The organism is Alcanivorax profundi (assembly GCF_003597125.1).
GTDB lineage: Bacteria > Pseudomonadota > Gammaproteobacteria > Pseudomonadales > Alcanivoracaceae > Alcanivorax > Alcanivorax profundi.
Genome location: NZ_QYYA01000003.1, coordinates 151,046 through 172,898 on the forward strand (window position 1 = coordinate 151,046; position 21,853 = coordinate 172,898).

The 21,853-nt window shown below is 59.4% G+C and carries 20 protein-coding genes and 1 pseudogene; 10 read left to right on the forward strand and 11 right to left on the reverse strand.

The features are described 5' to 3' along the window. Positions 1-48: 48 nt before the first annotated feature. Positions 49-663 (forward strand): YdcF family protein, encoded by a 615-nt coding sequence (locus D4A39_RS10665; RefSeq protein ID WP_022986840.1) that lies wholly within the window; start codon positions 49-51, stop codon positions 661-663. 59 nt (positions 664-722) lie between these two features. On the opposite strand, the gene D4A39_RS10670 is transcribed toward D4A39_RS10665, so the two are convergent. The 4 genes from D4A39_RS10670 to lnt all read right to left on the reverse strand — a co-directional run bounded on the left by D4A39_RS10670 (position 723) and on the right by lnt (position 5,393). After that, entirely contained in the window at positions 723-2,435 is a 1,713-nt protein-coding gene (locus tag D4A39_RS10670; protein ID WP_119918084.1) for a SulP family inorganic anion transporter, read from the reverse strand. A gap of 3 nt (positions 2,436-2,438) precedes the next feature. Beyond that, entirely contained in the window at positions 2,439-2,867 is a 429-nt protein-coding gene (locus D4A39_RS10675; protein ID WP_102790758.1) for a protein tyrosine phosphatase family protein, read from the reverse strand. A gap of 68 nt (positions 2,868-2,935) precedes the next feature. Further along, positions 2,936-3,814, reverse strand: a complete 879-nt coding sequence (locus D4A39_RS10680; protein ID WP_102790759.1) for an MBL fold metallo-hydrolase — start codon at positions 3,812-3,814, stop codon at positions 2,936-2,938. 100 nt (positions 3,815-3,914) lie between these two features. Next, entirely contained in the window at positions 3,915-5,393 is a 1,479-nt protein-coding gene (gene lnt / locus D4A39_RS10685) for an apolipoprotein N-acyltransferase (RefSeq protein WP_022986844.1), read from the reverse strand. 158 nt (positions 5,394-5,551) lie between these two features. On the opposite strand from lnt, the gene D4A39_RS10690 reads away from it, so the two are divergent. After that, positions 5,552-6,934, forward strand: a complete 1,383-nt coding sequence (locus D4A39_RS10690; protein ID WP_119918085.1) for a B-box zinc finger protein — start codon at positions 5,552-5,554, stop codon at positions 6,932-6,934. A gap of 19 nt (positions 6,935-6,953) precedes the next feature. On the opposite strand, the gene D4A39_RS10695 is transcribed toward D4A39_RS10690, so the two are convergent. From D4A39_RS10695 to D4A39_RS10715, 5 genes are read right to left on the reverse strand one after another with little or no spacing between them, the layout of a single operon-like run. After that, a complete protein-coding gene (locus tag D4A39_RS10695; protein ID WP_022986847.1) occupies positions 6,954-8,378 on the reverse strand; it encodes a hypothetical protein in 1,425 nt (474 codons plus the stop codon). Positions 8,379-8,394: 16 nt separating this feature from the next. Beyond that, positions 8,395-9,777 carry a rhomboid family intramembrane serine protease gene (locus D4A39_RS10700; RefSeq protein WP_119918086.1) on the reverse strand — a complete coding sequence of 461 codons (1,383 nt, stop codon included), beginning with the start codon at positions 9,775-9,777 and terminating at the stop codon, positions 8,395-8,397. After that, positions 9,746-10,630 (reverse strand): CorC family transporter, encoded by an 885-nt coding sequence (locus D4A39_RS10705; protein WP_022986849.1) that lies wholly within the window; start codon positions 10,628-10,630, stop codon positions 9,746-9,748. The genes D4A39_RS10700 and D4A39_RS10705 overlap by 32 nt, the downstream gene beginning before the upstream one ends. Beyond that, positions 10,630-11,136 (reverse strand): rRNA maturation RNase YbeY, encoded by a 507-nt coding sequence (gene ybeY, locus D4A39_RS10710; RefSeq protein WP_022986850.1) that lies wholly within the window; start codon positions 11,134-11,136, stop codon positions 10,630-10,632. The genes D4A39_RS10705 and ybeY overlap by 1 nt, the downstream gene beginning before the upstream one ends. After that, positions 11,108-12,097 carry a PhoH family protein gene (locus D4A39_RS10715; protein ID WP_031227158.1) on the reverse strand — a complete coding sequence of 330 codons (990 nt, stop codon included), beginning with the start codon at positions 12,095-12,097 and terminating at the stop codon, positions 11,108-11,110. Before D4A39_RS10715 ends, ybeY begins: the two co-directional genes overlap by 29 nt. 297 nt (positions 12,098-12,394) lie before the next feature. Between D4A39_RS10715 and D4A39_RS10720 the strand changes: the two genes are divergently transcribed. From D4A39_RS10720 to D4A39_RS10730, 3 genes are all read left to right on the forward strand, one after another. Beyond that, entirely contained in the window at positions 12,395-14,395 is a 2,001-nt protein-coding gene (locus tag D4A39_RS10720) for a YncE family protein (RefSeq protein WP_119918087.1), read from the forward strand. Positions 14,396-14,479: 84 nt separating this feature from the next. Further along, on the forward strand, positions 14,480-15,034 hold the full coding sequence (locus D4A39_RS10725) for an RNA polymerase sigma factor (protein ID WP_119918088.1): 555 nt from the start codon (positions 14,480-14,482) through the stop codon (positions 15,032-15,034). Further along, positions 15,019-15,708 carry an anti-sigma factor gene (locus D4A39_RS10730; protein WP_199699454.1) on the forward strand — a complete coding sequence of 230 codons (690 nt, stop codon included), beginning with the start codon at positions 15,019-15,021 and terminating at the stop codon, positions 15,706-15,708. The genes D4A39_RS10725 and D4A39_RS10730 overlap by 16 nt, the downstream gene beginning before the upstream one ends. Before the next feature lie 8 nt (positions 15,709-15,716). Here the strand turns inward: D4A39_RS10730 and miaB are convergent, their stop codons facing one another. Further along, positions 15,717-17,054 carry a tRNA (N6-isopentenyl adenosine(37)-C2)-methylthiotransferase MiaB gene (gene miaB, locus D4A39_RS10735; RefSeq protein WP_022986855.1) on the reverse strand — a complete coding sequence of 446 codons (1,338 nt, stop codon included), beginning with the start codon at positions 17,052-17,054 and terminating at the stop codon, positions 15,717-15,719. A 92-nt stretch (positions 17,055-17,146) separates the two neighbouring features. On the opposite strand from miaB, the gene D4A39_RS10740 reads away from it, so the two are divergent. The 5 genes and pseudogenes from D4A39_RS10740 to D4A39_RS10760 all read left to right on the forward strand — a co-directional run bounded on the left by D4A39_RS10740 (position 17,147) and on the right by D4A39_RS10760 (position 20,974). Then, the gene (locus tag D4A39_RS10740; protein WP_119918089.1) at positions 17,147-17,713 is read left to right on the forward strand and encodes an SCO family protein; all 567 of its coding nucleotides are present in this window, start codon (positions 17,147-17,149) and stop codon (positions 17,711-17,713) included. Positions 17,714-17,825: 112 nt separating this feature from the next. After that, positions 17,826-18,047: pseudogene (locus tag D4A39_RS18850) on the forward strand (copper chaperone PCu(A)C); the annotation flags it as partial. A 183-nt stretch (positions 18,048-18,230) separates the two neighbouring features. Further along, entirely contained in the window at positions 18,231-19,460 is a 1,230-nt protein-coding gene (locus D4A39_RS10750) for a hypothetical protein (protein ID WP_119918090.1), read from the forward strand. Between the two features lie 12 nt (positions 19,461-19,472). Beyond that, positions 19,473-19,880, forward strand: a complete 408-nt coding sequence (locus tag D4A39_RS10755; RefSeq protein WP_119918091.1) for a type 2 periplasmic-binding domain-containing protein — start codon at positions 19,473-19,475, stop codon at positions 19,878-19,880. Between the two features lie 152 nt (positions 19,881-20,032). After that, a complete protein-coding gene (locus D4A39_RS10760; protein WP_119918092.1) occupies positions 20,033-20,974 on the forward strand; it encodes an endonuclease/exonuclease/phosphatase family protein in 942 nt (313 codons plus the stop codon). Between the two features lie 145 nt (positions 20,975-21,119). Here the strand turns inward: D4A39_RS10760 and D4A39_RS10765 are convergent, their stop codons facing one another. Next, on the reverse strand, positions 21,120-21,815 hold the full coding sequence (locus tag D4A39_RS10765; RefSeq protein WP_022986861.1) for a TorF family putative porin: 696 nt from the start codon (positions 21,813-21,815) through the stop codon (positions 21,120-21,122). Positions 21,816-21,853: the final 38 nt, after the last annotated feature.

Consider the following 21,853-nt stretch of genomic DNA (forward strand, 5'->3'; position numbering starts at 1 on the left):
TGAGTGTCATTTGGCATTCCTCTCAGGCCCCGGACGTGGATGGCTGGCATGGGGCTGACCTGGCTGGCGTTGATGGTGCTGGTGGGCGCGACCCTGCCTGCGGTGGTGAGGGGGCTGTTGCCACCGCTGCCGCGTCGCAACACTGGCATTTCTCCTCAAGCCGTGGTGGTGGTGGGGGCGGGGCGCCGACGCCAGAACGGCCAGTTCTCCCTCACCACACGGGGCCTGCGTCGATTGCAGCTGGCGGCGAGTCTGGCCAACGAGCATGGGCTGCCATTGTTGGTGAGCGGTGGCATTAACCAGGCTCCGCAGGCGGATGGGGAGCCCACGGAAGCCGCGTTGATGGCGGAACAGGTACGCCGGCGCTGGCCTGCCCTCGAGGTGATTGAGGAAGGTCAAAGTCGCAATACCTGGCAAAACGCGGTCAACAGTGCCGAGTTGCTGGCGGCCAGGGGGGTGGATGAAATTATCCTGGTGAGCGACCGTACCCACCTTCCCCGTGCCCTGCTGTGTTTCCAGAGTCAGGGGGTGTTGGCCCAGGCCGCCTGGCAAAAGCGCTTGCCAAAGCAGGCCTGGCGACCGTCTGCCGGGGCTCTCTCCATGGTGCCGGAAATCTGGTACGAATGGTTGGCGTTGGTGTGGTACCACTTGCGGTATCTCTGAAGAGCGCAATTGGCCAACAGGGTTTCAGGTCCGGAGTGGGGCGTGGCGGTGAAGATTCGCTAGCCCAGAGCCTCTACGGCCAGGTAGTGGCTCAGGAATATCTGGCCGCTCAGCTCGCTTTCCAGCCCGGTTTTTTTCAGCAGGTCCATGACCGGGCCTTTGACTTCCGAGAGATGCAGCTGCACCCCGGCGGCGTCCAGCCGGGCATTCAGGCTTTGCAGGCTTTCCACGGCGCTGGCATCCAGATGATTGATTGCGGAGCACATCAGCACCAGATGGCGCACCTCTGGCCTGGCCATGGTGCGATCGTAGAGCAGGTCTTCCAGCGAGCGGGCGTTACCAAACCAGAGAGATTCATCCACGCGAATGGAGAGAAGGTGTGCCTGACGCTCCACGTCGTGGCGATCAATATTGCGAAAGTGATGGGTGCCGGGGACCAGCCCGACTTCTGCCACGTGGGGCTGGCTGGTACGCCACAGAAACAGGCCCAGTGACAGCACCACGCCGATCAGCAAACCGGTTTGGACATTGATCAACAGCACCCCGGCCAGGGTGGCCGCCATGGCCAGGCAGTCCGGGCGGCTGAATTCCCACAGGTGTTTCAGCTCCCGCCATTCAATTAGCGAAATGACGCTCATGACGATGATGGCGGCGAGGGTGGCTTGTGGAACGTGGGTAAACCCGCCGGTAAACCACAGGGCAACGCCGCCCATGGCAAGCCCGGCCAGCAGGCCGGTCATCGGGGTGCGGGCACCTGCGTCAAAGCTGACGGTGGTGCGTGAAAAGCTGCCCGTCACCGCAAAGCTGCCAGATACGCCACTGGCCATATTGGCCAGCCCCAGGCCCAGCAGCTCCCGGTTGGCATTGATGCGTTCGCGGCGTTTGGCGGCCAGGGCCTGGGCCAGGGAGATGGATTCCACAAAACCGATCAGCGCCAGCAGCAGGGCGGGCATCAGCACCTGCTGCCATTCGTCCTGGCTGAGCCGGGGCAGTGCCGGTTGTGGCAGTCCACCGGGGATGGTGCCGACCACGGCAAGCCCCTGCTGGTCCAGCTGTAGCAACAGGCAAAGCACCGTCGTCACCAGCATTGCGAGAACCGGTCCGGACTTGCTCAGAAAAGCGGCGAGCCAGTGGGGCAGAGAGGCGCGTTTGAGAGCCCCGGCCAGTTTTTTGGGGAGCACCAGGCAGATGATGGCAAGCGTCGCGATGGCGACCGTGAGCCAGTGGGTCTCGTTAAGGTGGGAGAACAGGTTGAACCCCAGCTGGATCAGGTTCTCGCCATGGGCATCAATGCCGAGCAGATGACGGAGCTGGCTGGCGGCAATCACGATGGCGCAGCCGCTGACAAAGCCGAGAATGACCGGGTGGCTAAGCAGGTTGGTCAGCCAGCCCATGCGCAGGGCCGCCATGACGACCAGGATCAGGCCGGAGAGCAAGGCCATGCCGATGGCAGCGTGTAGGAAGCGTTCCGGGTCGCCTGCGGCGATGGCCCCTGCGGCAGAGGCGGTAATCAGGGAGGTGAGGGCGGCGGGGCCTACCGAGAGTGCCCGGCTGGTGCCAAACAGTCCGTAGACGATCAGAGGCAGCATGCTGGCATACAACCCGGTTTCCGGGGGCATGCCAGCCAGCAGGGCATACGCCAGGCCCTGGGGCACCAGCAGCAGGGTGACGATCAGGGCGGCAATGGCATCCCCCGTCGCATCGTCCTTGCTGTAGCGAGCCAGCCAGTCGCTGGCCGGTAGCCAGCGCAGCAGTCGGAGGGCTCGCGGCATGGATTACTGGCCCCGGCGCTGGTCGAGGCGGTCGGCCAGTTTGCTCAGGTCATAGCCGGCCTGGCCCGCGGTAGTCAGGATGCTCTGGTTATCTTGCTCCCCGGCCTGACTCAGTGCCCACAGGGTGGTGCAGCGGGTGCCTGTGCGGCAGAACGCCAGTACCGGCGTGTCGGCCAGTGAGACGATGGCGTCGAAGCCATCAATGTCTGTTTCGGCGATGTTACTGCCGACCACCGGCTGGTGGGCGTACTCCAACCCTGCTGCTTCCGCGGCGGCGGCCATTTCGGCGCTGCTGGGCTGGTCTTCACCTTCCCCGTCCGGGCGATTGTTGAGCACCGTGCGGAAGCCGGCATCGGCGACGGCTTGCATGTCTTCCGGGCGCAGCTGGGCGGAGACAAAAAGGGTGTCGGTCAGCTTCTTGAAATCGGTCATAGGTTTCCCTTGATAGCGGTGCCGTTAGTTGTCGGAGGCGATCAGCTTACGCAGTTGTGGCGCCGATCTCATCCTTGGGCGGCAAACAGGTTCAATGGAATTTTGAGGTACTGCACGCCGTTGTCTTCTGCCGGCGGTAGATGGCCTGCCCGCATGTTGACCTGTACCGATGGCAGAATCAGTCGCGGCATGTCCAGGCTGGCATCGCGGGTTTCACGCATGGTCACGAACTCGGTCTCGCTGATGCCGTCGTGGACATGAATGTTGTGCTGGCGCTGTTCGCCCACGGTGGTCTCCCAAATGAAATGGTCGCGGTCGTCGGGCAGGTAGTCGTGGCACAGAAACATGCGGGTGGCGTCGGGCAAGGCCATTAGCGTCTGGATAGAGCGATACAGGGTACGGGCATCACCGCCGGGGAAGTCACAACGGGCGGTACCGTAATCGGGCATGAACAGGGTGTCGCCCACGAACACCGCATCGCCGATGACATGGCTCATGCAGGCGGGGGTGTGGCCGGGCGTGTGCAGGGCCCTGGCCTGGAGATTGCCGACCCGATAGGTCTCTCCATCCTGAAACAGGTGATCGAACTGACTGCCGTCCCGGGCGAAGTCACTGCCGGCGTTAAAGGTCTTGCCGAAGGTGTCCTGCACCGTGCGGATGTGTTCCCCAATGGCCAGCTTGCCGCCCAATTGCTGCTGTAGCCAGGGCGCAGCAGAGAGATGGTCGGCATGGACATGGGTTTCCAGCAGCCATTCCACGGTCAAGGACTGCTCACGTACGAAATCGACAATGCGCTGGGCGCCGCTACAGGAGGTGCGGCCGGCGTTGGCAGCGTAATCCAGCACCGAATCCACAATGGCGCAGTGACGGGTTTCCGGGTCGGCCACCACATAGCTGACGGTATGGGTGTCCTGATCGAAAAAAGCAGTGACATCGGGCCGGGACATGGGATCTCCGTAGGTCGTCGGACAAGATCGGATGCCTTATTTTCAGGCGATTGCGGGCCGGATGTCAAATATGGTTATAAGCTTATTCCATAAAGAGATATTAGGTGGGGCTTTTCATTCTCAGTGCCCAGCCAGCCAGGATCAGCAGCCCGGATACCAACAGCCATGGCCATACACCGGTGGCCATGAACGGGGTTACTCCCGTTCGCGGTTGGTAGTGGCTGTAGAGCACATCGCGGGTGAACTGGGGCAGCTCATCCACGACCTTGCCGTGATGGTCAATCACCGCGGTGACTCCGTTGTTGGTGCCGCGTAACAGCCAGCGGCCGGTCTCCAGTGCGCGCATGCGAGCCATCTGAAAATGCTGGAGGGGGCCGGCAGAGGTGCCGAACCAGGCGTCGTTGCTGATGGTGATCAGCGCATCGGCGCCATGACTGCGCTGCGCCACCAGTTCAGGGTAGAGAATTTCATAGCAGATAAACGGGGCGATGGTGTGGCCCAAGGCGCTTAGATTGGGCTGCTCCGGGCTGCCTGCGGTAAAGCCCGACATGGGTAAATCGAAGAACGGGATCAGGCCACGAATCAGCGACTGCATAGGGACATATTCGCCAAAGGGCACCAGTTTTTGTTTGTGGTAGACCCGTTCCTGACCCGCGTCATCTGTGAGCGGGATGGAGGCAATGCTGTTGTGGTAGGTCACTCCGGTATCCCCCAGCGTGCGCCAGGGAATCCCGGTGATAAAACCACTGTTTCGGTCGGCCAGCAGCTGTCCTTCCTGTTCCACGAAGTCAGTAAGGGTTTGGTAGAACTCGGTGAGTGCAGATTCCGGCCAGATCACCAGATGTCCCGCCGGGATGCCAGCAGTGAGATCCTGGTAGATCTCGCGGGTGCGCTCGCGCATGGAGAGCTGCCATTTCAGATCCTGCGGGATATTGCCTTGTACCAGTGCCACTTTTTGGTTGGGACCGGCGGGCCGGGTAAACGACAGCGCATGGGAAACGGTTGTCAGCACCAGAATAACCAGGATGGAAGCGGTCGCCGTCCATCGTGGTCGCCCGGCCTGTGCGCATTCCGCTGTGGCGGCACTCAGCAGGACCGCGCTTAGCGTCAGTAACCAGACCCCGCCCAAAGGCGCCAGTGGGGAAAAGGGAGTGTCGATCAGGGCATAGCCGGCATAGAGCCAGGGAAAGCCGGTCAGGAACCAGCCACGGAACCAGTCGATCAGCAGCCAGCAGCCAGCAAACGCCAGTGCGGAGCGTCCCAGACGCCAGCTGGCGTAGAAGGCCAGACTATTGAAGAGTGCCAGGAAGGCGGCGAAGACAGCGGTAAAGGGGATTGCCATCCACAGGGGCATGTAGCCGTAGTCGTGCATGGAGACATGCACCCAGCTTACTCCGAAACCGAACAGGCCCAGTCCGTAGAGCCATCCACGCAGCATGGCTTCACGGGCGCTGGGGGCGTGACGCAGGCTCCAGAAGCTGGCCCCGATGCTGACCAGCAGCAGCGGCCAGAGGTCGTAGGGCGCAAAGGCAAGCGGAAATAGCAGGCCGGCAATCAGGGCCAGCAGACGGTCACGCATGGGTATCCTTGTTTTATAGCCGCCTGGCGGCCAACGGTAGAGTCTGTGCAATGGATTGAATAAAGTAGCGGACATAATAACGTTCAACCGCCGGGGGGCAGTTGAACTTTCAACTGGCCCAGGCCTGAAAGGGCTGTGGCGGCTTTGGGGGCATCATAGTGAATCAGCCATGCAAGTACCATCCGGCCACGGAGGCGCTCTGGTTTTGTCGTCATGATGGTCTGTTTCTATGTCAGCAGTGTGTGGATGGCCGGGAAGACAATCTGGTAGAAGCCCGCTGCCTTCTGTGTAACCAGGATGTGGAGGCCACCGGGCAGTCGGGCGGTGGCCCGCTCTGGCAACAACTGGAGCGTTGCCTGCGGTTGCCCTTCACTCCAGTGCTGTTGCCTGTGTTGCTGGTCTGGGGGCTGGTGGCCGCCTTGATTCCGCCGGTGCCTGAGCTGCTCGCCTTGACCTTGCTGGGCGGCGTGCCGGCATTCGGGTTCGGGCAGGCGATCATGGCTGCCCGGACCCATCCGCGCCGTGGGCGGGCGGTGGTGGCTGTCCCTGGCTGGGACGCGTTGTCCTCAGGGCTGGGTTGGAAAGGGGCCTTGTTGCAAGCGGCCCCGGCGTTGTTGGTCCTGCTGTTGGCCGGGGCACTGATGCTGTTTTTCTCTGTCCCGGTGGGGTTGGTGGTTGGGGCTCTGTTGTTGTTGCTGGTGCCAGCCTTGTGGTTGGCGATCCAGGTGCAGGGGGCTGAGCCAGGCTCTTATGCGGCGGCGCCCACCTATCTGGTGAGTGTGCCCCGTGACTACGCCGTGGCAGCGGGGCTGGCCTCTGTCGGCGGGCTGCTGGTGGGGGCTGTGTTACTGGTGGCGGTAGACGTTATGCCAAGCCCGCTTGTACAGAGCCTGGGCGGTGTGCTCGCGGCTGTCTGGTGGTTATCGTTGGCGGCCCTGTGCGGCGAAATGCTGGGCCGCCATGGGCGGTTGTGGGGCATCAATACCGGGAGCGCGAGAGTGACCACCCCACTGGCCGCTCGACGCCAAAACGTACAGCTATGCGCGGGGCGTTACGACAAGGTATTGCTCAGCACTGCCAAGATCGTGAAAACCAAAAAGGCCACCGTGGCCGACTGGCAGCGTCTGGATCGGTTGTTGCAGGTGCTGGGGCGTGAGGATGAGCGTCGGGCCAATGCCGAGCCCTATCTGGATGCGCTGGTGAGCGCGGAGAACTGGTCCGCTGCCCGGCAACTGATCGCCGAACAGCAGCAACGTCAGCCGCAGTGGTTGCCGGGCGATCCTGGCTTGCGATGGGTGTTGGCGCGGGGGCTGTATGACCTTGATCCCAAACTGGTGGTCAACCTGCTCAAGGAAATGCACGAGCGCCACCCGGAGTTTTCCGAGTTGGGGAATGCCTACTTACTATTGGCCCGGACGCTGGCCGAAAAGTTCGGGCTCGCTGGCAAGGCGGAGCAGTACCTGCGCTTCGTGGAAAGCCACTGCCGCGACGCCCGGTTGCGGCAGCAGGTGGCGGAGTACAGAGCGGCCTGGGGGGCGTAGCGATGTGGGCCCCTATGATTCACTGTGTTGTCGGGTGGTTGTCCCGATAACGTTGTTGTAGCTGTGAAATCAGGCTTTCCATGGAGGTTGCCGAGACGCTGGTGGGTTTGCCGTTCAGGGTGGCCGATACCGGTATGGAGACTCCGGCTGCCGCCACGGCGGTTTCCTTGTAACCACTGAGCAGGTATAGGTTGGCTTTGCTGGAGGCCAGTTCGTCTGCACTCACGTTGGCCGCGTTGAGCAGTTTCAGCGGGTCGGTAATAAAGGCGGTTTTTGCGATTTTCAGGCCGGTCAGCAGATTGGCGTTACGCAGGATTTTTGCCTCTTCCATAATCTTGGCCTGATTGACGGGAAAGTCATCGGTGGCCAGATACAGATCAAAGTGGACCTGGCTTTTGGCCACGGCAAAGTCGGCCAGTGCCAGGCGGAATGATTCGATATCGGCGAGGGCCTGATCATCACCCGGAGCGAGTGAGTGCTGTTGCCAGCGTTGCGCCAGGGGTGGATCGAAGCCTGCGATAAACTGGCCATACCGTGCTGCACCAATGAGGCTGCCTGAAGACGGTAGCTCAGAGAGCAAACGCTGACTGTCCAGTGCGAAGACTTTCAGATAATCCGCAGCGGGGAAGCGCTCGTCGAAGTTATCCATCTTGAGAATGAAGTAGGGATACTGCTGTGGTACCACGGTGCTGTAATGGGTTTTGCTGTCTTGCGACCAGTGCTGGCTTCGGTTGAGCAAGGAGAACACATCGGCACTCACACCGTCGCAATCGAGAGTGTCTGCCTGAACGGACTGGGTGCCATTCATCAGCCGTGTTGTGGCCGCATAGAGGCCATTACTGTCAGCCAAAGTGGCCTGGTCCATGCGCAGGCTAACGATGGGGGCGATGCCCTTGCCGTAGGTGGCGGGTAAACCGGACCAGGTGCCGGGATGAAAATACGGATCCACGTAACTGAGGAAGTTCATGCAGATGTCTGCGGGCAGCCCGGGGTAGGGACGTTCCTGGCTGAGTTTGCCGTTGCTATCCAGCGTCAGTACCGTGGGCTCCAGAACGATGTGCGCATTGTCGCCAAGCTGGTCCTGCATTGCCTGATACAGGTACAGCGCATAAAAACTGGTTTTTTCCAGACTCTGTTGTAAGGCCTTGGGGTTGACGTCCAGTTGGCGTTTGAATTTGGCCACCATTTTTTGTTCTTTCTGATCCGCCATCCTGGCCATGTAGGGCGTATGGTCGGCATACAGGGTGGCGATAGCGTCGCGGTGTTGCGGTTCGATCCCTGCGGGATAACGAATGCTGATGACCGGGAGGGGCGTGGTTGTCTCACTGAGGGTGGGAGCAGGTTGATAGTAGCGGTCAGGTAGATTATTGCGGGGAATGTCGGCGCTGTTACACCCGCTGATACCTGCTACCAGCAGGCCGAAGGCTGTGATTCTTTTCAACATGGGTATTCCTTTATCGTCAGCGGGTCAGCGCCTTGGCACGGTGGGAGAGTCCTTCCTTTTCCAGCGCCTGGCGCAGGGTTCTGACTGCGCTCTTGCGGGACTCATGATCATCCAGTTGCTCCACCAGCGCTTCTGCCTGCTGGAACTCTGCGGCCCGGGTCAGGGTTTTGACCAGCTGCCAGCCTGCCTGGGTCTCGATGGGTGTGTGACTGCGTTGGCGGAACTGTTTCCAGCATTGGCTGACCTGGGTTGCCTGTCCGGGGGCATCAGCGGGGTGGCTGAACAGGGTGTTGGCCAGGTGCTGCCAGGCAAGTTCCTCTTGAGCCAGTTGCAGTGCGGTGAATTGCCCGGTGAGCGCATCAAACTGCTGCGGCTCGCTCTCCAGAATGTTTCCGAACGCGTTGGCGGCTGCCTCGCCGTCAAGCCGGGCGAGGGCTTCCCACCCCCGGGTTAATTCCTGTTGTTGTGTCGGGGTGAGCACCGGCGTCACCTCGGTGCTGGAGGCCCCAAAGGATTCGCGAGGCAGCAGTATCTGAACCAGCAGTGCACCGCCAGCCAGCGCGAGAATACCCGCGCACAGGGTAGGAAGCAGAGGGTCGGCTTGCAGGGAAAGAGCGCCTAGCAGGGCGGCCGGGAGGGCCCACAATGTGACGGCGGGCAGTGTCAATTGTTTGCCGTTGTCACCGGGCAACGTGAGCGACAAGGCGGCTTTCTGGCTGGCGATGGCTGCGCCGAATAACCCCAGCAGGGCGGGAGCAGCACCATGCAACGGCAGTTGGCCAGGTTGTGCCAGTAGCAGATAGCCGCCACCGGCAAGCAGGCAGCCGGCAATCCAGACCAGCAAGGTTTTGCCATGACCGATGCGCTGTTCCAGCGGGGCGGCCAGAGGCACCAGTAGTGCCAGTGCCAGCAGCGTCAACCAGAGCGGGGCGCCGGTGAGCGGAGCGGTGAAAAAGTGGGCCGGTCGCGGGGCCTGATCGGTCAGCCCCCAGCGATACAGGGGGCTGCTGGCCAGTTGTGCGGGGACTTGCGATCGCAAGGTTTTCCACTGCTCTCTTTGCGAGGCAGTCCAGAAATCCCGGGCGCGGGCATCACTATCGGCAACAAAATCGTGAGCAAAAAGGGCAGCCGCGTAGGCGTGGCGGTCACTCTGGCTGAGCTGTTGTTCCAGTCGGCGGGCTTGCTCGCCCTGGCCGTTGAAGCGTAGCCAGGAAAGATAGTTGTCCCACTCCAGCTGTTGCAGTCCGCTTTGCGCGTACCACTCCAGCGCGGGCTGTTTGCCTTGCCCGCTATTGAACAGGGCGCCCGCCAGCAGACAGAGCGCCAGTGTCAGGATGACCCAGGGCAAACGCTGCCAGAGGGTGGTGTCAGCTTTCGGCCTCGCTGGCGATGTTGTCATCCTGTTGTTCCCCCGGCGGAGTGACCCGCAATAATCTTATTGTTCTGCCGTCGGCGCTGAGTACGGTGAACTGATAGCCGTTCAGCTCGACACTTTCATCCCGCCCCGGCAGGCGCCCGAACTTCTGCATCACCAGTCCCCCGATGGTGTCGAACTCTTCATCGCTGAACTCGCAGTTGAAGTGTTCGTTGAAGTCGTCGATGGGCGTCAGCGCCTTGACGGTATATTCCTCGTTATCCAGATCCTTGATCAGATAATCGTCTTCTTCGATATCGTGCTCGTCTTCGATTTCGCCGACGATTTGTTCCAATACATCCTCGATGGTGACCAGCCCGGCCACGCCACCGTACTCATTGACGACGATGGCCATGTGATTGCGGCTGATACGGAATTCCCGCAGCAGGGAATCCAGTCGCTTGGACTCGGGTACTACCATAGCCGAGCGGATGTGATCCTTGATGGCAAAACGGTCCATACGGGCCGGTTCCAGGATCAACGGTAACAAATCCTTGGCCAGCAGAATGCCAATCACTTCGTCCGGATCATCGCCCAGTACCGGGAAGCGGGAATGGGCGCAGTCGATGATCGTTGGCAAAAAGTCCCGAGGGTCGGAGCTGGCCTTGATACTGACCATCTGGGAGCGGGGGATCATGATTTCCCGCACCTGCATGTCGGCCACACAAATAGCCCCTTCTATGATGCCGAGGGTGTCCCCGTCGATAACGTCGCTGTCGCGCATGGAGCGCATCAGATCCAGTAATTCGCTCCGGTCTCCTGGAGTGGAAGAGAAAAACTGGCCGACACGCTCCAGCCAACTTCGGCCGGTACCGTTATCCGAGTAATCGTCTGACATCAGGGGGTTTGCTCCGTGTTATGGTCGGGCCCGGCGTAGGGATCGGAATAGCCCAGTTCGCCAAGCGCTTGAACTTCCAGGTTTTCCATGACGACAGCATCATCGTCATCAATGTGGTCATAGCCCAGCAGGTGCAGAACACCATGGGTGACCATGTGAGCCCAGTGGGCATCCAGGGTTTTGCCCTGCTCGTCGGCCTCACGGCGAACCACGGCATCACAAATGATGATGTCGCCAAGCAGAGGGTCAATGGCATCCTGTGGTAATCCTTCCGGCATTTCAAACGGGAAGGAGAGCACATTGGTGGGCTTGTCCTTGTCGCGGTAGTCGCGATTCAGCTCGCGAATTTCACTCTCATCGACAATCCGCAAGGTAATATCGCCAACCACACCGCCTGCGGCGCGGCTGGCATTGCGCACCCATTCGCACAGGTGGTTTTCGTCGGGGGCATCCGGAGCGTCGGTGGCCCACTGGATCTCAACGGTCGGGGTCGGTATCCCGTTCATGACGGTCGTAGGCCTCTACAATGCGTTGAACCAGCGGATGGCGAACCACATCCTTGCTGTCGAATCGGGTGATGCCGATACCTTTCACCTCTTCCAGGACTTCCAGGGTATTGATCAGCCCGGAGCGTTGATGGCGGGGCAGGTCAATCTGGGTAACGTCACCGGTGATCACGGCACGGGTGCCGAAACCAATGCGGGTGAGAAACATCTTCATCTGTTCCGGGGTGGTGTTCTGGGCTTCGTCCAGAATCACAAAGCTGTTGTTCAGGGTGCGGCCGCGCATGTAGGCCAGCGGAGCGACCTCGATCACCATGCGCTCCATCAGCTTGGCCACTTTTTCGAAGCCCAGCATTTCATAAAGGGCGTCGTAAAGGGGACGCAGGTAGGGATCGATTTTTTCGGCCAGGTCGCCGGGCAGGAAACCCAGCTTTTCGCCCGCTTCCACCGCCGGGCGCACCAGCAGAATACGCTGGACTTCGGCTCTTTCCAGGGCGTCGACGGCACAGGCTACGGCCAGCCAGGTCTTGCCGGTGCCGGCCGGGCCAATGCCGAAGTTGATGTCGTGCTGGCGAACCTTCTTGACGTATTCGCGCTGGTGTTCGCCGCGGGGTTTGATACGCACCCGACGGGTACGAATTACCACCTCGTCGGTGGGAAAGGCGACGGTGTTGTCGGCCTTGTCAGCCACGTTGGATTGCTGCAGGTGCAAATGCACCATTTCCGGGGTCAGCTCGGTGCCGTCACGGGTCTGGTCGTACAGCTCGTTGAGGATGGCCCGGGCTGCTTCCACCAGATCCGGCTCGCCGGCCAGATGAAACTGGTTGCCGCGGTTATGAATATCCACGTGCAGGCGGTTGGCAATCTGCTTGATGTGCTCGTCCAAATGGCCGCAGAGACTGGCCAGGCGACGGGAATCGTTCGGTTCGAGGCTGATGTGCTGTGAAGCGAGTGGTGTGTCCAAGATGGAAAAGGTGGCCCTTCGGGCTGTTGCGGTGGCTTCCAGAATACCCCGAAGCCAGGCTGCGGGGAAGCGAAATTCGCGGTGCAGGCTAGCGCGTGTATTGACCGTCAGCAAGCCCGCCGGGGGGAATCTCGAACAACCGGCAGGAGGCTCCAAGACGCAGGGCTTTACCGTAAGCCATCAAAGCCTTACTCAATGTTACATCCGTTGGCGTTGTCTGCGGGTATCAGCAGCAGGACCTCGGGTCCTCACCAACCGGCTGTGGGCCGGAATTGATATCCATCAAGGAGACAACGCATGAATGCGAACGGCAAAGGTTTTTTGTGGCTTTCACCGCTGGCCATGGCGGTAGCGCTGGCAGCCTGTGGGAGTGACGATAACGACCGGGGACGGATTACCCTCCCGGGCGAGCAGCCGGGCAATCAACTGCTGATGATGCATAACGGCAGCAGCAATGCCGGACAGGTGGATCTGCTGGATGGACGCCTGAATGTGATCCAGACATTTAACGCCGATGCCAATGAAGGCATTGCGCTGGACCTGTTGGGGAACCTCTATGCCGCCAACGACAGTGGTGGCGCCCCGAGCCGTCTGCAAGCGCTGCACAAGGTGGTGGAGCGCAGTGATAATGCCTCTGCGGTCTCGACTCTGGATCGCTCCCTGCCTGCCGCGGGGTCTATGACACTCAAGGGGATTGCGATTGCCCATGAAGCAGGGTTGGTCATGGCGGCCAATCTGGGTGGCAACAGTATAGAAGTCTTTGGTACTGCCGCCGGTGAAAACGCGGTTCCGCTGGCCAGTACTCCCTTGGCGGGCAACGCCTGGGATCTGGTATACGACGAGCCATCTGATCGGCTGTTTCTGGCCATGACCAATGGCACGGTGGTGGTCGTGGACGATTATGTGGCTGGCGGGTTCATGGCGACCCCGTCACGTACCCTGACCCCGGATACGGCCGGTACGGTCTCTAATATCCACGGTATTGCCTACCAGGCGGACACCGACACGTTGGTGATTACGGATGTGGGTGACGCTGCAGTCGCTGATGACGGGCGCTTGTATGTGATTGGTAATGCTTCCACGGCTAATGGCACGGTAACCCCCTCCCGGTCCCTGTTTGGCCCGGCCACGATGATGGGTAACCCGGTGGACCTGGTGCTGGATGGCGACAAGGCGTACATCGCGGAAAAATCCAATGATGCGGTGCTGGTCTACAACAATGTGGTCTCCGGTAATTCGGGTGATGTGGCGCCGGATAATGTCGTCGACAGCACCAAACCGGAGTCTCTGGTGCTGGTGGTCAACCAGCCGGTGCTGGCAGACCTTTCTGACATTGATGAAAGCGGCACGGGCTTCACAGGCGTTGCGGTGACCAGTAATGCGCCAGCGTCACCCTCGGACCCGGATGTCGTGGTGCTGGACCTCGATCTGGGCGCCATGCAGCGTGGCTTTACCACGGGACTGGATCGCGAAAGCCTGGGGTTCAATCAAATGGGCGACGCCTACATCACCTATGACACCGGCTTGGCGGTGATCAACCGTCTGGCCACGGGCCGTGATGGTGAAATGTTTGCTGCCAGCCGCGATCGGCTGATTGAGGGCGCCAACACCGGATTGTCATCGCCCAAAGGATTTGATGTAGCGGACCAGCAGGGCTGGGTGCTGGTGACCGATAATGGTGACCCGGCGGTGCGGGTCTATGGTGCTCAGGCCGGTGGCGATGTGGCCCCTCTATTCAGTACTTCCTTGAGTGTGGCTCCCTGGGATCTGGATTATGACCCCGATGAAGACCGGCTGTATGTTGCGCTCACCGATGGTTCGGTTGCGGTCTTCGACGAGTACAGCACTCGCCGTGGCAGTGCGGGAGCTGACAGGGTCATCACTCCGGCAGAGGGCGGGGTGGCCTTTGCCGCCCCCACAAATCTTCACGGTATCGTGCATGTGGCAGAAACCGATCAGCTGATTCTTTCTGATGTTGGCAGTGGCGCAAACCCTACCGATGGCAAGTTGTACGTGCTTGGCAATGCGTCTGGTGCCGATGGGCTCACGGAGGTGTCGGTGCGCATTGATGACGGTGATAATAATGCGGTTGGTGCCACCCAGCTGGGCAACCCTGTGGATATTGCCTTCGACGGTGAGCATCTTTATGTGGCGGAGAAGTCCCAGGGCATGGTGCTGCGTTTCGACAACATTCTGTCCTCCGCTGGCGGCGATGTGGCGCCGTCACTGACCTGGATGCAGTCTGCTCCGGAATCCGTGTCACTGATCAGCGATGATCTTGGGCGCAGCCCGGAGTAACGGTAAGCACAGCCTGTCTTGACACGGTCTTCTCGTGGGGTGGTGGAGTATCAGGGCTCCGTTACCCTTTCGGGAAACCGTTTCATGGATGATATCTCCGCAGATCTTGAGGCCGGTAATGCCCTGATGCAGGCATGCGCTGGTGGCGATCGGCAGGCCTTTCACCAACTTTATCTCAATGAGGCGCCGCGCATGCTGGCGTTTGCGCGGCGCTTTACCGGTGAGTCAGCTTGCGCCGACGATGCCTTGCAGGACACCTTTGTACAGGTCTGGAAAAACGCTCACCGTTTTCGCCATGAGCGGGGCAGTGCACGCGCCTGGTTATACGGATTACTCCGCTACCGTTTGCTAAACCAGCAACGGCGGTCATCGCGCTACGAAGTCGGTCATCTGCCAGATGAAAGCTGGCCGGATCCGGGATTGTCTCCCGAACAGTGCTCGCTGGCAGACAATGATCGCAAGGTGATGATCGAATGTCTCAAAACACTGCGATTGGAGCGTCGTCGCCCCATCCTGATGGCTTACTACATGGGGCTGTCCTATGAGCAGATAGCGGATTCTCTTGCGGTGCCGCTGGGGACCATCAAGAGCCGTATTCGATCTGGCTTAAAAGGGTTACAAGAGTGTTTGCGACTATGATTCCTGATGATCCGCAGGAACGGCAGCTACTGATTGCCGAGCATGTGCTGGGATTGCATGACCCGCAGCGCCGCCAGGAGATAGATGCCTGGCTGGCGCAAGATGAGGAAGCGTCGCGGCTGGCCGGTCACTGGCAGGAACACTGGCTTGGGGCAGCAGAGCTGCTTGAACCGGCCCCGTTGCCTTCAAGGTTGTGGCGCCGGATTGCCCGTCAGGCAGGTGTGGCACCCTCCCGTTGGCAGTGGGTGTGGCAGAGTCCTGTTGTGTGGCGCACGGTGAGTGCAAGCCTGCTGGTCGTGGTGGCCTTGCTGTTGGGGCCCTTGCGTCAGCCAGCACCGGTCTACACGGTGATCTTGCAGGCGCCGGGAGAGGCTGCTGCGCCGGGTTGGCGAGTCACGGTCTCCGCGTCAGGTGACCTGCAACTGATTCCTCTGCAGGAGGTGGCGTATCCCCGTCAGCACAGTGTCCAGTTCTGGACCCTCCAAGATCCGGCCAGGGGGCCGCGATCGCTGGGGCTGGTGGAGCGGGGCCAGCCGGTAGTGATTCCTGCATCGCAGGTGGGAGAGGTGAAAAGCGGGCAGCTGTTTGAGCTGACCCTGGAACCCCCCGGCGGTTCGCCGGGGGATCGTCCAACCGGACCGGTGTTGTTTATCGGCCGTGCGGTGGCTTTGTAACGTGGCTATTACCCCGGGTTGCGTGGGTCCGTACCGAGCAGGGAGTTGCTGTAGGCTTCGGCGATGGTGACGTCCACGAACTTGCCAATCAGGTCCGTGTCGTCGCAGCGGAAGTTCACTACCCGGTTGTTCTCGGTGCGGCCCTTGAGCTGGCCAGGGTCCTTCTTGGAGAAGCCGTCGACCAGAATGCGCTGGGTGCTGCCCACCATCTTGCGGGAGATATCCTGGGCATTCTGGTTGATGCGTTGCTGAAGAATCGCCAGCCGCTGTTTCTTGACCTCCATGGGCACGTCATCTGGCAGGTCGGCTGCCGGGGTGCCGGGGCGGGCACTGTAGACAAAGCTGAAGGACATATCGAAACCGATCTCGTGGATCAGGTTCATGGTGTCTTCGAAGTCGCGGTCGGTTTCACCGGGGAAGCCAATGATGAAATCGGAGCTAAACGAGATATCCGGGCGAATCCGCTTGAGCTTGCGCAATTTGCTCTTGTATTCCAGCACCATATGGTTGCGCTTCATCATGGCGAGAATGCGGTCAGAACCGGATTGCACGGGCAGGTGCAGGTGGCTGACCAGCTCGGGGACTTCGGCGTAGACCTGAATCAGGGCATCCGAGAATTCCACCGGGTGGCTGGTGGTGTAGCGAATGCGGTCGATGCCATCGATGTCACGGATTAGCAGGATCAGGTCGGCCAGATCCAGTACCTCGCCGTTGGCGCCCTGGCCGCGGTAGGCATTCACGTTCTGCCCCAGCAGGTTGACCTCGCGAACGCCCATTTCTGCCAGGTGTTCGATTTCCGCCAGTACCGGCTGTACCGGGCGACTGACTTCTTCTCCCCGCGTGTACGGCACCACACAGAAGGTGCAGTACTTGGAGCAGCCCTCCATGATGGACACAAACGCGGTCGGGCCATCGACACTGGGCTCGGGCAGGTTGTCGAACTTTTCGATCTCCGGAAAGGTCACATCGATGGCCAGTTCGCGGGTGCTGGCGGCCTGGGTGATCAGCCCGGGCAGGCGGTGCAGGGTCTGGGGGCCGAAGACCACGTCCACATAGGGGGCCCGGTCACGGATGGCGTCGCCTTCCTGACTGGCCACGCAGCCGCCGACGCCGATAATCATGTCGGGTCTGGCTTCCTTGAGCTTTTTCCAGCGGCCAAGCTGATGGAAGACCTTTTCCTGGGCTTTTTCCCGGATCGAGCAGGTGTTCAGTAGCAGAACATCCGCTTCATCAGGGTTGTCTGTCTGCTCAAGGCCGTGGCTGGATTCGAGCAGATCCACCATGCGGGTGGAATCATACTCGTTCATCTGGCAACCGTGGGTCTGGATGAAAAGCTTGCGTGCCAAGGGGCACCTCCATCTATGGTGGCCACCCTTTTGGGTTGCCTCACCGTCGAATAGCGTCAAAATGGGCGCGGATTATATCAACCGGAGCGATCATGCGAAAACTGCCGTACATCCTGCCGATGCTGTTACTGGTATTGCTGGCCGGGTGTGACAAGCCGGAAAGCGACCTGCCTGTAAATACTCGCCTGGGGGGTGAGTTTACGCTGACTGACCAGGACGGGCAGCCCTATACCCACGCGGACCTGAAGGGCCAGGTCTCGGTCCTGTTCTTCGGTTATACCCATTGCCCGGATATTTGCCCGGCGGTACTGGCCCGGGTGGCGCAGGTCTATCGGCAACTGGATGAGGCCGGTGAGGCAGAAGGCTTCCAGCCTGTTTTCATTACCTTTGATCCGGAGCGAGATACAGCCGAGCACCTGAAGCAATACCTGCCCTGGTTCAAGGCTGACATGATTGGCCTGACCGGTAGCCTGGAGCAGATTCGGCAGGTCGCGGAGCAATACGGGGTGGTCTTCATCAAGGGGCAGGAAGAACAGGATTACCTGTTTACCCATAGTGACTATATCTATCTGCTGGACGATCAGGCGCGGGTGCGCAAGCTGTATCCGGCGGATTTCAAGATTGATGAGGTGATAAACGATGCGAAAAGCCTTCTTTAAGGGTCTGCTTGGCGGTTTGCTGGTGTTGGCGGGGCAGGGCCATGCTGGCGAAATCGAAACACTTGAAGTCAAGGATGCCTGGTTGCGTGCAGCGCCACCGGTTGCCTCGTCCATGGCGGGGTACCTGACCATTACCAATGCGGGGGCTCAGCCAAGAACCGTGGTGGGCATTACCAGTGATTTTGCCGGGCACGTGATGTTGCATGAAACGGTGACCCGGGAGGATGGCACCCGTGCCATGCGTCACCTGCACCGTTTGACGGTGGCGCCGGGAGAGACGGTCACCTTGGCGCCGGGAGGCAAGCATTTGATGTTCATGGATCTCAAGCGGGTCCCGGGTGAGGGTGAAACGGTGCAGATCTGCTTTGATATGGAGGTATCCACCGACTGCGAAGCGTTTCCTGTGCGCAAAGCGGCCCCATCGGACCATTGAAGCTGTGTGACAATCGGGGATAATGCCATGCTTTCGTCGTAGCTACGTTTAATCCCTATGGATTAGTCAAGGCATGGGAGAGTCATGAAACGCATCGTGTTTGCCGCGTTGGCGGCGCCAATGGTGAGTGTCGGTGTGCAGGCGGAAACGCCTGACCCTGATATTGAACTACAATTACAACAATACGAGCGTCGTCTGAGCCAACTGGAGAGCCAGCAATTTGGATCGTCCGTGGACGAACGCATTCGCATCAATGGTTTCATTTCTGCGGGAATGAGTCAGGCAAATGCCGACACCACCACTGGCGAGGCAAGCCATATTGATGGTGCAGATGGTGACTGGAGCCACGATGCCCTGACCCGGGCGGGGATTCAGTTCAATGCGCGTATCAATGATCGTGCGGAGGCAGTGGTTCAACTGTTCGCTTCTGGCGAAGACGATTTTGACGCCGAGATTCAATGGGGCTATCTGGATTACGACCTGACAGATACGGTGGCCATCAAGGCTGGCAGGATTGTGGCGCCGTTTTACATGCACTCTCAGTATGTGGATGTGGGGTATGCCTATCCTTGGGTAACTCCTCCCGCCGAGGTTTATCAGCTCGCGCCGATCAAGACCATGGAAGGGATTGAAACCGCCTGGTCGTTCAATACCGGTGGGCTGTCCCACAGGCTGGCAGTGTTCTGGGGGTCCAGTACCGTGGATGGCGGACCTCGAACTGGCAACGCCAACTTCCAGGCAGACGATCTTGGCGGGATTAACCTGACGAGCCGGTGGCAGGATTGGAGTGTCCGCGCTTCTTATTCCGGCGCCTCAGTGACGGTTCCCCAGGACGATCTTGATGCACTTGTGCCGCCTGCACCGTTGCTCGGTCTGACACTGGATGATGTTTATACCTACTTTGCCGGTCTGGGTTTGCAATATGACAACGGCAGCTGGTTTTTTGCATCGGAAGTGGCACGTCTGAGTTTCAGTAACTGGTATCCCAGCAGCGAGAGCGGTTATGTTTCCGTGGGCAAGTATCTGGGCAAATGGATGCCGCTCGTGACCTGGGCCGCAGTGTACCCGGATGAGCTCGACGAACAGCTGCCGCAGGCACTTAACAATGGGTTGGCGGAGCGTCAGAAAAGCTGGACCGCAGGACTTCGTTATTCCTTGACCGATTCCATCTCTCTTAAGGGGGAGTACAGCTACTACTACGACTTTTCGGACGAAGACGTAAGCACCAATGGATTTTTTGTGGTGACGGATGGTGGTGCGTTGAAAAACGATCATGCCAGTGTGGTGCGTCTGAGCATGGATCTGGTTTTCTAGGGAGTGGAAAAAATGAAAAGTATTTTAGTTGTGTCGTTTCTGCTCCTCACCGGTTTTGCTCAGGCCGGCATCGTAGTGGTGGTTTCCAAAAACAGTGATCTGGGAGGGTTGACGCGCAATGAAGTGCGTCAAATTTTCAACGGTCAACTCAATCGTGTTGGTGAGATATCTGTGAAACCGCTGGATTTGCCTGTGGCCGCCAGCCATCGAGAGGTGTTCTACCAGCAAGTCATGGGGAAGTCGGTAGAGCAGATGAAAAGCTACTGGGCGCGCATGATTTTCACTGGTCGTGGCATGCCTCCCCGGGAAGTCTCCAGTGACAGGGAGATGACGCTGTTGGTGGGGTCGGACCGAAAGTTTATCGGCTACATGGACGAGGCGGATGTGACGTCTGACCTGAAGGTGGTTTTCCGACCCTGATTGTTGCTTCTTGCGCCCTCCGCGATCAGAGGGCGCAGCCCCTTTTTTCTCCAACCGACGCCGTTTCTGTGTCGTCCCGATCGCCTATTTCGTACTTTTAAACGAGAGTATCTCCTCTGTTGCCGATGCCAATTGGCACGTAGACTGCCGGAATGAAAAAGCTGATTGCAGCACTTTTGCTAGTAGGCCATTTACCTGCCGCCGCGGCTTGTGGGGATCTGGACGCTCCACGAGGTGTGCCCGAAGCTGATCAGGGGCAGTGGGCACTGGCAAGCCTGAATTTGTGGCGTCTTCGTGATGCGACTCGTGAATCGGATCTGGACGATGCCTTGCCAGTCGCTTTGGTTGAAGATCGGCTGGATTCGATTTCGGAATTTATCGCCGAGGACTTGAAGGCCCCGCATGCTCTGGTGCTGCAAGAAGTAGAGAACAAGGCGTTGCTGGATTCCCTGGCACAGCGTTTGCGGGCTAAAGGTTTACGTTATTTTTCTGTCCTCATCGAAGGCAATGACCCTTCCGGGATGGATGTCGGGCTGTTGTACCGCGAGCCGATTCAAGTCGATTCGGTTGCCGCACTGTATGCGAACGAGCAGTTTCAAAGGGGCCCGCTTTACTCCCGGCCACCGCTGCACATTGCGTTGGCCAAACCCCTGGCGCTGGACCTGGTTGCAGTGCATATGCGTAGCGCCAGAAATCTGGGATCCGCTCGTGTTTACCAGAAGCGCCGGCAGCAGTCTTCGCGGTTGGCGCATTGGGTTCGTGAAAACAGAGACCGTCGCGTGATAGTGGCTGGCGACTTTAACAGTAGTTGGGGCAAAGGCCGGTTTTCCGATAGCTACAACCGTTTCCGGTCCGCAAAGCTGGTTAACGTCTGGGATCGACTGCCTGAGAATGAACGCTTTAGCTATCGATATCGTTGTCGACCACAGGCGTTGGATCACATCTGGATTTCCGTTTCGCTCGAAGACAGTGTGGAAAGGGTCGCCGTGAGCCGCGGGAATGCGGGGCGATACCAAAAACTGTATGGGTCAAAAGGGGTTTCACCGGTGTCGGATCATGATGTGCTGGTGGTTTACTTTTCCGAAGGGCGGTGATCAGAGGAGTCATTGTGGTGCAGGGCTGTGCCTGAGTAAAAAGACGCCGCGGGGTTGCTTGCGTGTTTGCGAGGACCAGGGAGAGCCCCGCGGCGTTGAAACATTGGGCGGCGTATGTATGCCGCCCCAGATTCGTGCAGTGTGATTACAGCGGGAAGCTGTAGCCAACCACGAACAGCGGATCCTGATCATCGGTCACTGCCGCAAACTCGTCGCTGTCGACGACTTTGGACACAGTGAAGGTCAGGTTTTCGATCGGGGAGTAGCTGAGATCTACGTGGGTGTAGTTAGCATCGTCAGCGTCCAGATCCCAGGTGCCGACCAGTACGCCAAACTTGTCGTACTCGTAGCCCAGGGTCAGGTAGAGGTCATCGCCGAAGTTTTCCTCGTCGGAATCGCTCAGGTTGTTGGCGCTGACATAACCGGTCAGGCTAAAGCCTGCCATGCCAACACTTGCAATGACTTCAGCCAGTTCACCTGCGCCTACATCATCTTCCGGGTAAACATAGGTCCAGTAGGACAGGTCGTAGCTGAGACCGCCCGCTTCGCCACCAAAACCGGCGTAGAAGTCAGTTTCAGTAGAAGTGGTGCCTTCGGAATTAACAGAAGTCCCTGCAGAAGATACCCAGGTACCTGCGTACAGACCTACGTCGGTGGTGAAATCCAGGCTGCCGGAAACGTTTGCAGTACCAGCAGACACGTCCTGACCACGCCACAGGTACATGCTGGCAATGCCCAGGCTACCGCTGATTTCTGCAGCAGCAATGGCAGGCGCCATTACGCTGGCAGCTGCAACCGCAGAGGCGATAACCGTTTTCTTCAGACCAAATACGTTCTTCATGTGCAACCCTCTTAACAAGTCTTAATTGTTCAAGTGTG